The organism is Stutzerimonas stutzeri KOS6 (genome assembly GCF_000307775.2).
In the GTDB taxonomy this organism is placed as follows: domain Bacteria; phylum Pseudomonadota; class Gammaproteobacteria; order Pseudomonadales; family Pseudomonadaceae; genus Stutzerimonas; species Stutzerimonas stutzeri_B.
Genome location: NZ_KK020676.1, coordinates 1,199,767 through 1,214,342 on the forward strand (window position 1 = coordinate 1,199,767; position 14,576 = coordinate 1,214,342).

Genomic DNA, 14,576 nt, shown 5'->3' on the forward strand with positions numbered 1-14,576 from the left:
CAGGCTGGAAACGGTACTTTCCAGTAAATGTAATTGCACTAGGTGTCCGACGCTTTCCCAGCTATGCAGTTGATGCCTCAGGCGGCGTGCGACAGCAAGATCCCACTCTTCGGCGGGTGCAGTGAAGTAAATGGCTACGGTCTTCGCGTTGTCGTCCCTAGTAATCGCTCTTTCGACCGCTTCCTGTAGAGTGGCGATTTCTGCCTGGCTTTTCGGACCAAAGACAGCGAGCTCGGCGGGCAGCGCCAGGCCGGCAAGCCAAGTCTGATTGATCCACTCCAGCGCGACGTGACGATTGAGGCGCTCGGCCTCGAAGCGGGTATCGAAACTGAGTAGGCAGTTCTGGCAGGCATGCGAGCAGTTGCAGCTGTCCAGACGAGCGATGACCTTTCGCCACAGGCTGGCTTCATTCAGCCGCTCCGCGGCCTGGGTGGTGTAGCCACCGCTGCGCAGGTCGAACACCTGGATGGCGCGGGTTGGCTGGCCATCGACCTTGATCGGATGGCTTGCGCAGCCCAGCTCTTCGGTTTGTATGCCCAGATCGGCGGCAATCGCCTCGCGCAGCGCCACGGCAATCGAGTAGGCGGTGATATCGTCGTTGAGCAGTTCGCCGCTGGTAGGGTTGCGCAGCACCAGTTCCAGCGCATCGGTCAGGCTGTCATGGCCAAGGTGGACGTTCTGTTTGATCTTCCAGCTGTTGTGGCTGCCGGGGCAGATGTTTGTCCCGTCGCCTTGTTCATTGCTTTTGCCACCGCGCAGGCGGCGGTGCTGTGCCTTCTGGCGGAAAATAGCCGGCAGATACTGTTCATTGGCAGGGGCGGATGCATCGGGATAGCTCAGCATGGGCTCAGCCTTGCCGCACTCCAGGCAGATGGCAAAGCCTTGCTGATTGGCACCCGAGGTGTAGTTGAACAGGTGCGCCTGCTGGCTGGCACGGAACTGGCCGAGCGCTGGGTTGGCCAGGCAGACCCAGCTAGCAGGTACGTTCAGCCATGGCGCTTTGACCGGCACATACTGCAGGCGGCTGATGTCATTGTGCGGCTCGTCGAAGAAGTCCACGGCAAAGCCTGCAGGCACCAGGTATTCACGGATGTTGTCGCGCTCGATCGGCGCGCCGCATTCCTGGCAGTTGATCTCCAGTCCGGGATTGATGGCCGAGTCACTGGCACCGCATTGCCCACAGCGCCAGGCCTTCTTGAACAGCTGAAGCTCCTTGACGTTTTCGGCAGACGCAGGCGCGTGCCAGTTCAGCGTGATGCCAGAGGATTTGTAAACCAGCCCGTCCATGACCAGCTCGGCACCCGGCGCATATTCGCGCAGGCCGGTGATACGGTCGCGGGAAGCCAGTGAGCGGTAGCGGGCGCGGTTGTCCTCGCGCTGGTCGCCGTCCTCCCGCTTCAAGGTCTGCATGCAGCGGTTATCGAAGCTGACAATGTCGGTCGGGAAGCCGTAGCCCGGCAGGAAGCGCCGGTCGGCCAGCTCGCTGAGCAGGTACTCCTTGGCGATGCGGCTGAGCTGTGCATCCATGGCTCGGTAGGCAGCGGCCTTCTTGTCGGCAATCTGCTGCAGTTGGGCTTCGCTGGCCGAGTATTCCTGCTGCCATGCCTGCATGATCTCTTTCATGCGGCGGCTGGCGTGCTCGAACAGCTTGGGCTGCGGGGCGGTATCAAGGATGCTGCGGCGGGTGATGTCCTTGAGGGCCTGTCCCACCAGCGTTTCGGTATCGACCGCCTGGTTGTCGCACCACAGGCAGAAACGCGCGGCCAGCGACATAGGCAGTTTGCCGTCTAGGAAGAAGGCACCGGCGGTCATCGATTTGATTTCCTGGGCGGCGACCACGTGCTTGAGCCAGTGCGACAGCAGCCAGGCATTGACGTGGCGCTGTACCAGATCGGGGCTCTGCAGGGACACCTTGGGCATGCGCATGGGCGTATTGAACGGCCAGAGCGGGTTGTTGAACACGCTCTGGTCGTGCGGGGTGTTCTTGCAGACGGCCAGGGCCAGCGAGCGTCCCTCGCGGCGGCGCCCGGCGCGCCCGGCGCGCTGCAGGTAGTTGGCCGGGTGCGGGGGTACGTTGTTCATCGCCACCACGCTGATACCGCCGATATCCACGCCCATTTCCATGGTGGTCGAGCAGCTCAGCAGGTTGAGCTTGCCTTTTTCAAAGAGCTTCTCGTAGCCCTTTAGCTTCTGCTGCGACTGCTGCGCAGAATGCTCGGCAGCGCGGAAGTAGTGACCACCCTCGATGACCCGGTCCATGATGTCCGACCAGAGTGCATCCTTGCGCAACTGCTGGATCTGCGGCTCGCTGTTCAGCCAGTCGCGGACCGCCAGCAGGCCCTCATCACCCGGCACATGCAGGAGCGCCTCGGGCGGACGCGGCAGGGTGTAGGGCCTCACCTTGACGACCATGTCGCGGTCGGTACGTGGCGTGTAGGGGCTGAGTTGCTCGAACGGGGTGTCGATGAAGCGCCGCGATACCGGGCACAGATAGACCGTTTCGGGCAGCCGGAAGCTCAGATCCTTGAGATCGAGTTGGTAGCTATCGCCGAATGAGGTCAGCAGTTTTCCCTGCAGCACGCGCCATGCTTCGCTCAGGATCGAGTCGATGTGGTCTTGGTGGGCCGCGGTCGACCAGTTGAATGCCTTGCAGAGCAGCAGGATGGCCCGCGACTGGATGCCATTGACGGTGTTGACCGTAGGCCAGCGGGCAAAGCGACTTTGCAGCTTTTCAGGTTTTTTCCCCAGGACCGGCGGCACAGCCCATTTGGGGCTGATACGCGCGCCGATCAGCGACTGCCAGCGTTTATCGATGTTCAGGATGGTGTTTTCGCGGACGAAAAAGTCCATCAGCACCTTCAGGTAGATGCGCCAGGACTCGACATCCAGGTGTGCAGGCCAGGCCATGGGCTTGCTGGTGATGCTGGCCAGCTTGGGGTAGCACACCTGCACAAGGCCCAAGGTTTCCAGGCTGTTGGCGCGTTTCGGACGGCGATAGAACTCGCGGGCCAGCAGCATGTTGGCCAGGGCCACACTGTCCTGCTTGCCGAAGGTGTTCGGCGCGAGATTGTTGTAATAATCGAGCATGCCCATCTGCAGCTCTGGGGTTCCGGCCAGATAGTTGGCCATATCGGTCCAGCTGATTTCCATGCCCGATAACGCTATAGCTTGCTTATCTTTCAGCACGTCAAGCAGCATTTCTTCTGAATCGTCGAGACTGTCGCAGGCCTTCTTTGCTTCAAGAGCTCTCAGTTTGTCTTGCTGGGTAGGTGAGAGTGGGTTGGCTGGCTGCGAGTGCAGTAAGTGCTGGTATACAAGTCCGCGAATCCGGTTGCGCTCGGAGTCCTGCTGCAGCTTGACCGCAATCCGCGCCGTACCCTGGCGGCTGTCGGTGAAGGAGATCAGCTTGCGGCCCTGGAACGGCTTGCCGGTCGGCATCGGATCCGGCGGGCAGAACTCCAGCAGGGTGCCGATCACCGTGCTCAGGGTGAAGGGCGTGCCGATGCGCGCCGGGCGCAGCAGGCTGCGGCCTTGGATGTTGGCGCCACAGCAGGGGCATTCGTTCTTTTGGCTGCGAAAAACTTGTAGCTCTAGGTAGCCATCCTTAGGGCCGTCGTGCTTCAACCTTTGGCTGTCACGATCCAGAAACTCGGGATAGCTGTAGTTGGTAGGACGATTGGTAATCAGGACACGGCTGAGTAATGCAATGTCATCAGCTTGGTCATCGGTATCCGTAGGCTCCTCGTCAAGAGAGAACTCATCGACCTGTTGTTGCGACTGATCGATAAGTCTCCCGTGGTTGGTAGTCGCCGCCTGCAGGAAGCTCTCGTTGCACTCCTCGCAGGACACCAGCGGCATCAGCGGCGCGCCGCAGCGGCAGTGAGTTCGCTCTTCCAGGTAAACCATGCCAAACGGCCAGTCGGCATGCTCCAGCGCGGAGCCAACCTTGTGGCTGCAGTGGCGGTCCACGCAGGCGCGGATTGCCGGAATCACGTTATGGAACAGGTGTGCGCGCAGCGGCAGGAAGGACAGCCCTTCGGCACTCTTGGTGCCGGACAGCAGATCCAGCCAGGCGAGCACCTGCGCGGAGGGTAGACCGGACTCACGGATCAGCCCTTGCAGGCTTTGTGGTTTCACCTGGCCATCAGGCATGAACAGGGCGCGCAGCCGCCGAGCGGTCGGGCTGGCCTCGAGGCGCTGGTAGCGCAGCGCTGACTGCTCCCGGTCCGCCTCGATGGCGCCGATGGCTTCAGGGGTGTCCTGCTCGGCATCCGGGGTGGCGTTCAGCAGCGCCGGGATATCCCGATGACCCTGCACGACATGCACCTGCTGCGGATCCACTCCGCCGATATCGGCGAGGAAGGTGCGCAGGCTCTCGATGGTCTGGGTATCCGAGCCGAAGGTGGCCGAGGTTGCCACGAAGCGCACATCCTGCGGCTTGACCTGGAAGGCCAGCATTACCCGGCGCAGCAGCAGCGCCATCTCCGCGGCCTGGGAGCCGATGTGGGTGTGCGCCTCGTCAAGAATGATCCAGCGCAGCCTGCCGGCCGACTTCTGCAGGATCGGCTCATCATCCTTACGGATGAGCATGTACTCCAGCATGGTCGCGTTAGTCACCAGCAGTTGCGGCGGGCTGGCGCGCAGGCTCTTGCGGTCGATCACCTGGCCATCGTACTGCTGGTCTCTATTCCTGCGTTCGTTCTCCAGGGCACCGGTGTATAGACAATGGCGAATCTGTCCGCCGAATCCGTGGGTCCAGGCATCCAGGCGGTTCTGTTGCGAGTTGATCAGCGCGTTCAGCGGGTAGATGAACAGGGCGCGAACGCCTTCCGGGTCTTCGCCCGCGTCGATGGCCTTGGCCAACTGGTTGAGGACCGGCACCAGGAAGCATTCGGTCTTGCCTGAGCCGGTGCCGCTGGTCACCACAAGCGATTGCGGCTCCGCACGGTTGAGGATCTCCCACGCTGCTAACTGATGCGTAAACAATCTACGGTCTTCTGGAAAAGGATCTATAAGGTCTTCTCCGTCTTCCTTTTTGGGCGGGTGTGCCATCGTATCGGCAAGGCGCCAGTGCAGCAGGTTGCCGCCGGCCAGTGAACCCATGGTTTCAGCACTTTCCTGCCAGCCGAAGGTCGGCTCGAAGACCGGATCGGCCAGCCAGGCGCCCGGCGTGCCGGGGGCGGCGGTCAGCTGGTCATGTAGAAACTGGCGCAGCTGCGGGTTGCCGAGGCTGAGCAGGCCCTGGGCGGCACGCTCGCTGCGGGTGCTCAGGTTGTCGGTGAGGGCGGAGAAATAGTTCTTCTGATAGAGCATGTGATTCACTTCTGCATCGAGGCGGCTTGCGCCATGGCCAGGCCGAGTTGATAGGCGGAGTCGAACCAGACGGTATCGAACTGGCGAGCGTCTCTGAGGCTGAACAGGCGTGCCGGGTCGGCTTGCCATTGCTGCCCGCGGCCAGCGTAGGTATCGAAGGCGGCCATGAAGGGCAGCATGACCGTGGCCAACTTGAAGTCGTTGGCAGGGAGCTTGCTGCAGCGGAGGAGCATTTGCCCGTGGGGCGTTTTCAGGAAGGCTCCTATATCCGTATTGCCGCTGCCGGGGTATTGATGGGTTTCGGCAGGGTTCCGCCGGAACATCTGCTGCATGGCCGAGTGCTCGCCATCAAACAGGTGCGACTGCCAGGAGGCGGTGAGCATCGCCGGGTTTTTCAGGAAGAACCCCACATCCGGGCTTTGCAGATCGAAGGAGTGGTGCAGGCCCTGATCGAAGATAAAGCGCAGCGCGGGCTGCCAGCGAGACAGGAACTGGCTCTTACTCTGGATGTCGGTGCGGATCAGCGACAGTAGCCGGGGATTGTCGGCGGCCAGCTGTTGGCGCAATGTCGCAAAGGTGTCGAACCAGTGCTCCGGGGCAATCAGCAGCCACTCGAAGGGCAGCTCGCAGGGCAGGCGCTCGGCCAGGCGGCTGGAGAAATCGTCCAGCCGCAGGGTGGCCATGGCCAGCGCCTGCGGCTCGCGGATCAGTGCCTGGCAGATATCCAAGCTGGCCAGCGGCAGATGGTGCAGCCGGTCCAGCAGCAGCTCCAGCGTCTGCCAGTCCTCGGCTTCTGGATCCGCGGCCATGGCGCGCAGCGCGGCTCGGAGCAGGCGCATGCGCTCTTCACCATCGGCTTCGCAGAGCGCGTCGCGCAGCGGGGTCAGGGGCTTCGACAGTTGTCTCACGGTCGGCGGCACGACGGTCGGACGGCTGTGCAGTTTGGAGTCGTCGGGGGTGTACAGCAGCCAGGGACCAACCGCATCGGTCGGCAGGCTGACCAGCCAGTTGCCGGTGAACACCTGCTCGGAGAAATGCAGCGGCAGGCTGACTGGGTCATGTTCCGGCTCGGCCAGAGGCAGGGCCAGTATCAGGCCCTCGGCCTGGGGCTGCTCGGGCAGGAGATCACGAGCGCCATCGCTCAGGGAGGCCATTTCTTTTTGGCTGTGCAGGCGGATGCGCGTCGAGTAGCGGCCCACCTGCAGGCGGGCGTGGGTCTGGTGGGCGTGGATCAGCTCCAGCTGCACGGTATGATCGAGTCCGGGGTGGCAGGACATCATCTGCTGGATTGCCGGAATCAGCTCGAACAGACGGATTTCGCGGATCCCGGTGTAGCGAATTTCCTGCGACAGGGTGGAGCGTGAGTCGGTGCCGCCGGAGGTCAGGCGAATCTGCCAGTTCTCGGCGCCCTGTGTCGACATCAATACCGCACGGCATCCGATCAGCTCTTCGATGGTCAGGGCCTGATTCAGCTTGAGAGGAGTGTCGTTGCGCAGCAGCGTGACGCCATAGCCGGGGAAGGGCAGAGTGAGCTTCTGCTCGCCGTCGGGCCACTGCAGGCACAGCGGAACCGTGGTGGCCGGCCGGCTGCCGGTGCTCTTCAGCCGCAGGGTCAGGCCTGTTCCATCATGGCGGCGCTCCAGCGCGATCTGTTCGCTCTCGCAGCGCACGGGCACATCAGGCCAGTGGTGAAGGCGAATGCTGCCCTCGAGGGTAGTGGCGCCCGGCGCGTAGGTGATGGAGGCTTCGTCCGGGAGAAGCACGGCGCGGGTGTTCAGCAGGCGCTGGCCATCCTTGCGCCAGATCAGCCGGCACAGCCCCGGCGCCCGGGCTTGGGCGAGCGGCAGCTCCTTGCCCTGCGTGCGGACAAACAGCTCATGGGCGGGCGCATAGCTGGAAAAGCCCGTTCCCTGCTCAATGCGTAGGCGCGGCGTGCCACGGAACAGCAGCCCCGGCACGGAGAGCGCCTCCAGACTGTTGCCATGCCAGTAGGCTTCCGGGTGGCGGGTAGCGCTGGCGCTGATGGTGACAACGAAGGGCTGTTGTTTGTACGTGAGCCGGGTGGTACCGGCGGGAAGTTCCATCAGCATTTGCCCGTCGGCCAGGCAGTCATGCAGCTCGCGAGCCTCGCCTTCTTCGGCATACACGATGGTTCTTGCCGGCATGGCCGCCAGTGCCGACTCGCCCTTGACCAGCGCATCGCCCTGGGCGAGCAGGCGGGCAAAGGGGTAGGTATTCTCGAAGATCAGCGGCTCGTCATGGCTCAAGGCTTCGCCGCCCGGTAGGTTGGCAATGTGCAGGGTGGCGCCCCAGCGGCTGACGATCAGCTGCGCGGCATTGTGCAGGCTGTGGATGGCCGGCAGCGGCCTGGCGATCAGCTGGTATTCCTCGTCTCTAAGCAGGGCTTCGCCGACCAGGTATTCCCGCTCGCCGATGCGCAGCAGGAGCTGGAAGTGTGGCGGCAGCGCATCCACGGCCATCCCCAGCGCCTCGGCAACCTGATCGCGCCTGGCCTGAGCCTGCATCACGAAGGACAGCTCGTAGACGGGTATGGAGCCATCGGAACTGAAGCGCAGGCCGCGCTGGATCTGGAAAGGAGGCCGCCGCGACTGGGGCGTGATGCTGACTGTATCCCGGACCAGACCCTTGATCAGGCTGGCGGCGGCCTGGGAATCGAGGGCGATGGGGAAGAGCTCTTCCCAGTGAGGGCACTCTTCCTGCAGCCGGGCGATTGGGTCTTGGGCGCCCTGCAGGGCATAGGCCTTGCGGATGTGCAGCACCGCCTTGACCAAGCTGTCGAGCAGTTCGTAGACCGGCGCCTGCTGGTAGCAGGCGGGCAAAAGCTCGGCCTGGGCCTCGATGGCCTGGCGCAGATGCTCATCCTGCAGGCGGTATTCCAGTGCCTGCTCAGTGACCATGCGTAGCAGGCGGGATAACCCGCCCTGTGCCGACTCGACAAGGCGCATGGGCAGGCCGCCATTCACCGCGACCAGGCCGATGAAACGTTTGCCTTCACTTTTTATAGTGGTTTGCAGACGCCACTGACGACGCCCATCAATTACCAGGCTGCGGGTCTTCTCATGAGCTACCTTTCTCTGGCCGGCTGCCTCGCACAGTGGTCCCCAGCGCCATGCTCCCCCTGGATATTCGCGCTTCCACCATTCGGCCGCAAAAAGTAGCCAGGCCTGAGCATATTCGGGGTGCGCGTGTTGCCCTAGGTTGAGCCCATGCAAGAGCTGGCGCAGTGTCTCGAATTCTTCTGATGAGGTCTTATAGGCGAATAGGGGACGACCATCCGGCTCTTGCAGTCCACGCCTAGATAAAAAATCTGAAATCCATTGGACAAGCGGCACACATAATTCCTTTTTTGTGAACGAGTGAGCTGCCTCAAAGGCTGTCCTTGGATCGTGTCCTTTTTTCAATCTCAAAACAAGGCGACAGATTCATCTAGCTCGTGGTGCTTGGGACGAGGTGTCCGATAACTGGGCCATGTTGGATGGCGGTGTTTCATATCCACCAATAGATCATTCTCGTTTCCCAGCCTGGGATCTGACGAAATTTCTGGCACCAGCGTTAACACAACCGAACATCGGGTTACCGTGGTATCTCGTAGGTAATCGGGAGTGGGAGTGCACGCTGATGAGATGGTTTTGCGTAGCGATATTTTGCGGTGGCATCGGGCTTTGGCTAAGTACCGAATACCAAATCCCGCAATGGCTGCTTTGGTCTTTGCTGTCGCTAGGAAGCACGATGTGGGGCCTGGCCAAGTGGATGGAGCGGCAGGAGGCCAAGACGGAGTGCAGTCATGATTGAGCACACAGATCCGGGTTGGTCTGCATGCCCAAGACTGCAGGCTTTGCAGCTTTCTGCACGGCAAACACTAATTGGCATTGCACCTTATCTGGAGCGGTTTCACAGCGGGCGGGAAGGCCTGCAGGAATTCCAGGTTGATGGACTGCTGTTCTACCCACTGGAGCTAATCAAGGGCGTGCTGGTACTTTCGCCTCAATGGCCGCGGCGCTTAACTGCGCGCTGGGTGGCGGGCGCTGGCGAGCCAGCTGTCTGGGACTTTGAGTTCATGACCAGGAGATAACGAGATTGACTCTTCCTTATGAAAGAACACGCGCCATCGTCAAAACAGAGGAGTTCCTGCGTGAACTCTCCCGTCATTCGGGGTTACCGCAGGATATCCGCAGCTATGCGAAAAGCCTGCTCAGGCACTATCCATCTGCCGATCAAATTTTCTCGCTGGGGCGCCTTGAGGAATGCCTGGTAAGCGATGGGCCTGAAGATGAGTATCGACGTCGGGTAATCGCTTTCCATCAGCCGTTGCTCTGCTCGTCGCTGGAGTCGACACGATAGCAATGTCCCGCCCTCATTCTGAGCCGCCGGTGTCTCACCTCGTCACGCAGCGGGTTAAGTTTCTGCGCAAGGGGAGGCCTTTCAGCATCAGGTGTCTTGCAGAGCTTGGTTCGAGCTCGGCCATCTCCAAGGCAGTCGCCCAACTGGTTCGTCGCGGTGAGCTTGAGCGTGTGTACCGTGGCATCTACATGCGGCCGAAATACAGCCAATACACCGGCCGGGTTCGTCGTTCTGGGCCTTGGGACTTGGTGCATCTGATTGCCAGGCAGAACCGTTGGGCACTGCAGATCCATGGCGCTGATGCCGTGAGACGTTTCGGGCTGAGTACACAGATGCCGGTCATCCCGATCTATTACACGAGCGGCTCCAGTCGATCTCTGTTTGTGGGGAAAGCCGAGATCAGGCTCGTACATGCCGCCCCAATGCTGATGCAGCATGCAGGGACCAGGGTGGGGGTGGCCATCAGCGCACTGTTTTATCTCGGCAAAGGTGGTACTACTCCGGAACATGTTGCTGTAATCAAAAAAGCTCTCAGCCCCGAAGACCTGAGCAAATTAGTGGCCTGCAGAATGCCGAAATGGATGCGCGCAGCGCTGGAGACAACATGAGCCGCCCGAATCTGGTCGATATGCCGCTGACATGGCGCAGGCATGCTTGCATGAACCGGTAAGAGGCAGCCAGCCAGTCAGTTTGGCTGCCCATCCAATCAGTGTCGGATCTGCGTCTATTGCTAGCTGCCCTTTTCCATCTTTATCCGCGCCCTGCGTATAAAGCTCACCGACACATTGAACCGGCGCGCAAGCTCTGCATCAGAAACGCCCCCGAACTCCGATGCAATTTCGGGGGTTATTTCTGGCAGCGGTCGTTTGTACGACTGTATTCCAAGCTCCTTGCGCTTTTTCTTGACCGGGAAATTGCTGACGCCGAGCCGGTCAGCAACCTCTGTGTCCGGCATTCTTCCTAGCAGTGCTATGGCCTCGCTGGTCCAAATGTCCTCGAGAGGCTTGAAGCGCTCTCGAATTGTCTTTGGCTCTGGGATCTTAAGCTCTGCTCTGGCTTGTTCGATACGTTTGATGGAAACACCGAATCCTTTCGCAAGTCGATGATTGGTTTCCATCGCCAGTTGCGTAACCAGCGCTGCGGGAAGCTCGGCCCTTCCGGGGAAGAACTTTGGAATGTCGCTGGAATGACGGAAGCGCCGAACAGTGCTGGCGCCGATACCAAAACGCCTGGCCACTTCACGATCGCTCATTTCCCCTGCGTATGATTTCCAGTCACTCATTGTGCTCGCTCCTAATCCGAGGCTGGCCTCGCTCGATTTGCATACGGCCTTGTATTAAGAGTGCCCCTTGAAATACCCCTGATTACCAGATCGCATTGGCATAGCTTTCGGTTCCAGGTCCTGCCAAGGAAACAGCGCTAATGAAATTGCTTGCGGGAAGGCGGAGGAAATTCCGCGCATGCGCGGAATTTCGCAAGGGTGAGCAGGATTGGATTGGGGGTAGAGAGGGCTCAGGAGATAGGCCACCAAGCCGTCCGTTTCAGTTGGTGTGTGGTCAGCCGAAGGGCAGCGATGCTCAGGGATGGTGTGCAACGAGTTGCTCTACCTCGTCGATGATTTCTGCTGCCCGTGCAGCCCAGGGGTTTAGCCAGCATGAGCAAGGTGGTGATGGTTGGCTGGTTGATGCCCCGTTTGGTCAAAAAGCCCCCATCCTGGCTGAATTCGTCGCTCAGGCTTCCATCGCGCCAGGGTGGTTTCCCGGTCAGGACATGGGGAATTTTCCGCGCATGCGCGGAATCAGTAGAAACGGCTATTGGCACTGAGTGGGTATTTCACGCCATCCGGCCGAACCCAAGCTCACGTGTCCATCAATTCACCCCTCAAACAGGGTACTAACGCCTCGCATTGTCTAGTAGTTCCCACACTAGCGAGAGGCGTCATGCTGACGATCAAATTAGGCGACATCCACGGAATTCATCCCGATTTTTCTCGTGTCGAGTGCGAGCTGGATCTGGCCCCGATAGGCCTTCCTGATCCAGCTCTGATACCCAAGGCGTTGGCCACTCGGATCAATGAGGTTTACCCATTGGTGATCTGTGGCCCAGATGCACTGTGTATCGGCCAAACGACGCTATATCGATGGCTCAAGGCGCACACGGATCCCGAAACACCAGTGCGCTGTATTGAGTGGCCGAAGGGGCGAATCAAGCAGTTTGCCTACCAACTCGTGCTGATTGAGCGCTTGGTTGCACCTGCCCTGGCTCAGATTACGCGGCAACAGGTACGAGATTTATACGCCAACATCGGATCTGCAAAGGAGCAGTGGCCTCACGAATATCGAAGTCACGCCCACCTAGCTCGGCTGGTCGGGGTAAAACCGCTCAAGGGCCGTGAGGGTGAGAAATGAGCAAGCGCGAAATCCTGTTGAGGCTCGCCTCTGAACAGGGACAGTCTCCCTGGATCGTCAGTGAAATTCTCAATTTGCTAGGTTCTCACCCCGAACTAATTGACCTGCCACGTGCGATTGATCAGCTCGTACGAGTGCTCCGCACATGCAGTGTTGGTGTGCCGATTGGTCTAGAAAACTCTGATGACATCGTTTTACATGAGGCCTGCGAGTGGCTTATCTCCTTATCCCGCCAACCCAACATCCGAGTGCTTTTGGGCGAGCAGTTTTGGCTAGGGAACAACAGGTCGGCAAGGAATCCTGTCCACCAGCGCGGTGTAAAAATTTTTGGATTTCCCTATGCATCTTTTCTGCACATATTCAGCGACTACGAAAATGCTCAGGACTACGAGCGACTGCTCGCGCAGTTGCTCATTGCATCTCATAAAATAGGTACCGATCGCCTGATCAGTCAGCGCTACGAGGTTTACAAAGCGCTCGGCAACTTATGCGGACAGCGAAATTTCTTCATCTCACCTGAGTTAAAGGTCTGGGACACCACCGAGAAGTTTGTGGTGAGCTGTAGAGGATTTCTGCCTGGAAAATCGAGATCAGAAAATGCCGAGAATTTTGCTGCAATCGCCCGATTTGTCCGTTACTGCAACGGCGAGTCGCCACGTGTGGGTGGCGGCGGAGGCGGACATAGAGGCCAGCGTAAGGAGCAGAGTCGACCAGAACTGGTCAACTTCATAACAGAGGATCCCCGCGGATTTGTGCTGGGTGATCCCGATGATCCTGACCAGCTACCTGGTCACTACGACATCCTAGTGGGGCATACAGACACCGTTGATGGTGATCTGGCACCCGGTGAGATCAGCCCATCAACTGAGATTTGGGTGCTCGATGATGATGGTTGCGAGCGTCCGTATGTTGCTGATCTCCTAGGCCAACAAAATGTTGAGGCGCATATAGTACGAAGCAGACAGTTCCTGCCATTTTCGTACAACCAGCTCACCTTGGTGGAGTTGCGGAATTTGTTGTTTGGCGCCAGCGACCTATTCCACTCGTGTCTGCAGGAACTGTCTTGCACAAAAGACCCAGCTCGGATCCAGCTCCGAATGGAGGCGATTGTTGCTCTGCATATCAGCCTGTGGTTGGGACAGTCGATGACGCAGGTCGTCCAGTTATCCGTCGTTGATGATGAAACAGATGACACCGATGGTTTGGCATTGATCCTAGGGGATTCGGCGCTGTTCAGTATGGTCGTCAGGCGCCCAGACCTGGCTGGCGACGATCGTTGGCAGGCCTCTTCTGGTGTCCGACTATCGTTGCTGCGAATTCTATTGCCCGATCTCGCTGATAGTGCCCAGTTGGTAAAGCAGCTGCTCAAGGCATTTCCTCACTCTGCCAATCAGCTATTCACGTATCAAACTGAGCAGCTAGACGCCGAGATCAAGGGACTCCTGCTGGAATTGGGTGAAGACGACCGACGCTATACGCGAACCAAACTGCGCAGTTATTTGTTTCACCAAATAGTCACTGACACTCAGGACGTAGCAGCGGCATCCATGCTGTCAGGCGTTGAAATCCCCTCGGCGCAAACCCCGCGCTATTATCTGCAGCTCGATGCCAACCACCTCCGCAACATTTATACGACCTCACTGGTGCGAGTGCTGACGCAGGTTTATGCATGTGCTGGTCTGGCGTATGAACCTGCCGGCCTCAATCCTGATCAAGAGGGCGGGCTGGGAGCAACTCACTGCCTGCTGCCCGAAACCATTGCGTACAATGTAAGTGCAATGGCCGCGGTTTTGCGGAAGAAAGCGAAGGGGCGTCTCAGCGATATGCTCGCTTGGCACAACTGTTACACCCTATGGTCAGTGCAGATGTTTTCGCTGATTACAGCCTGTAGGGCGATCCGCAACCCTCTGATGCTCATCGACGAGTTTGATTCTGTGTTGGGTATGGGCGCGCTGTCAGACAAGGATGCCGATGATCGTCATATGAGTCGGCTGATTTGCATGCCTCCGATGTTGAGGCGGCAAATAACAAATTACCTCGAGCACTGCGCATCTATCAGTAGGCAATTGATCGGCTATCTGTCACGGGATGATGATCGCGATAGATGGTCACGAGGTTTTTTCCTGTGGATTAGTCCGACTGGAATACGTCGTGCTGAAATTGCCCCGGACACAATTGTTCAACAGATGGTGCAGGTAGCCGGTTATACCGGCCATCGAGTCAATAGTTACCGGAAGTTCCTACGTACGGAGCTCACTGAGCGGGGCTGCCCTCCCGAGGCTCTGACTGCGCTCATGGGGCACTGGCTAAGGGGCGAAGAGCCGCAAGACGCCTATTCGTCGTTCTGCCCTGCGGCATATGCCAATGTTCTCGATGAATGGATTACCCCGCTACTGCGGGAACTTGGCTGGTCAGCCCTGAGCAGCCAGTGGGTGACCGAATGAACCTGCCCCGCCTAAACGATCAGCAGAGCAGTGTCATATGGTCGGCTCG

Annotated in this window: 9 protein-coding genes; 6 read left to right on the forward strand and 3 right to left on the reverse strand. The window is 59.4% G+C overall.

Features of this window, described 5'->3' with window-relative positions; genetic code table 11:
- Together B597_RS33700 and B597_RS33705 are read right to left on the reverse strand one after the other, a co-directional pair.
- On the reverse strand, nucleotides 1-5,313 hold a 5,313-nt coding region (locus B597_RS33700), incomplete at its 3' end, for a DEAD/DEAH box helicase (RefSeq protein ID WP_024161946.1).
- A 5-nt stretch (nucleotides 5,314-5,318) separates the two neighbouring features.
- Nucleotides 5,319-8,666 carry an STY4851/ECs_5259 family protein gene (locus B597_RS33705; protein WP_226924963.1) on the reverse strand — a complete coding sequence of 1,116 codons (3,348 nt, stop codon included), beginning with the start codon at nucleotides 8,664-8,666 and terminating at the stop codon, nucleotides 5,319-5,321.
- A gap of 452 nt (nucleotides 8,667-9,118) precedes the next feature.
- On the opposite strand from B597_RS33705, the gene B597_RS33710 reads away from it, so the two are divergent.
- From B597_RS33710 to B597_RS33715, 3 genes are read left to right on the forward strand one after another with little or no spacing between them, the layout of a single operon-like run.
- Nucleotides 9,119-9,406: a hypothetical protein gene (locus B597_RS33710; protein ID WP_003292751.1), complete on the forward strand. Its 288-nt coding sequence runs from the start codon at nucleotides 9,119-9,121 to the stop codon at nucleotides 9,404-9,406.
- A 5-nt stretch (nucleotides 9,407-9,411) separates the two neighbouring features.
- Nucleotides 9,412-9,675: a BPSL0761 family protein gene (locus tag B597_RS46375; protein WP_071535074.1), complete on the forward strand. Its 264-nt coding sequence runs from the start codon at nucleotides 9,412-9,414 to the stop codon at nucleotides 9,673-9,675.
- 2 nt (nucleotides 9,676-9,677) lie between these two features.
- On the forward strand, nucleotides 9,678-10,283 hold the full coding sequence (locus tag B597_RS33715; RefSeq protein ID WP_003292750.1) for a DUF6088 family protein: 606 nt from the start codon (nucleotides 9,678-9,680) through the stop codon (nucleotides 10,281-10,283).
- Between the two features lie 122 nt (nucleotides 10,284-10,405).
- Here the strand turns inward: B597_RS33715 and B597_RS33720 are convergent, their stop codons facing one another.
- The gene (locus B597_RS33720) at nucleotides 10,406-10,957 is read right to left on the reverse strand and encodes a hypothetical protein (RefSeq protein ID WP_003292749.1); all 552 of its coding nucleotides are present in this window, start codon (nucleotides 10,955-10,957) and stop codon (nucleotides 10,406-10,408) included.
- Between the two features lie 140 nt (nucleotides 10,958-11,097).
- Here B597_RS33720 and B597_RS47310 point away from each other — a divergent pair, with 140 nt between their 5' ends.
- The 3 genes from B597_RS47310 to B597_RS47610 all read left to right on the forward strand — a co-directional run bounded on the left by B597_RS47310 (nucleotide 11,098) and on the right by B597_RS47610 (nucleotide 14,527).
- Nucleotides 11,098-11,499 carry a hypothetical protein gene (locus B597_RS47310; protein ID WP_153574100.1) on the forward strand — a complete coding sequence of 134 codons (402 nt, stop codon included), beginning with the start codon at nucleotides 11,098-11,100 and terminating at the stop codon, nucleotides 11,497-11,499.
- A gap of 116 nt (nucleotides 11,500-11,615) precedes the next feature.
- Nucleotides 11,616-12,083: a hypothetical protein gene (locus tag B597_RS33725; RefSeq protein WP_003292748.1), complete on the forward strand. Its 468-nt coding sequence runs from the start codon at nucleotides 11,616-11,618 to the stop codon at nucleotides 12,081-12,083.
- Complete coding sequence (locus tag B597_RS47610; protein ID WP_003292747.1) at nucleotides 12,080-14,527, forward strand: hypothetical protein; 2,448 nt, start codon at nucleotides 12,080-12,082, stop codon at nucleotides 14,525-14,527. The genes B597_RS33725 and B597_RS47610 overlap by 4 nt, the downstream gene beginning before the upstream one ends.
- Nucleotides 14,528-14,576 lie beyond the last annotated feature (49 nt).

Coding starts and splice junctions, on each gene's coding strand:
- B597_RS33715 (WP_003292750.1), top strand. CDS start 9,678: ATGTCCCGCCCTCATTCTGAGCCGCCGGTGTCTCACCTCGTCACGCAG.
- B597_RS33710 (WP_003292751.1), top strand. CDS start 9,119: ATGATTGAGCACACAGATCCGGGTTGGTCTGCATGCCCAAGACTGCAG.
- B597_RS47610 (WP_003292747.1), top strand. CDS start 12,080: ATGAGCAAGCGCGAAATCCTGTTGAGGCTCGCCTCTGAACAGGGACAG.
- B597_RS33720 (WP_003292749.1), bottom strand. CDS start 10,957: ATGAGTGACTGGAAATCATACGCAGGGGAAATGAGCGATCGTGAAGTG.
- B597_RS47310 (WP_153574100.1), top strand. CDS start 11,098: ATGAAATTGCTTGCGGGAAGGCGGAGGAAATTCCGCGCATGCGCGGAA.
- B597_RS33725 (WP_003292748.1), top strand. CDS start 11,616: ATGCTGACGATCAAATTAGGCGACATCCACGGAATTCATCCCGATTTT.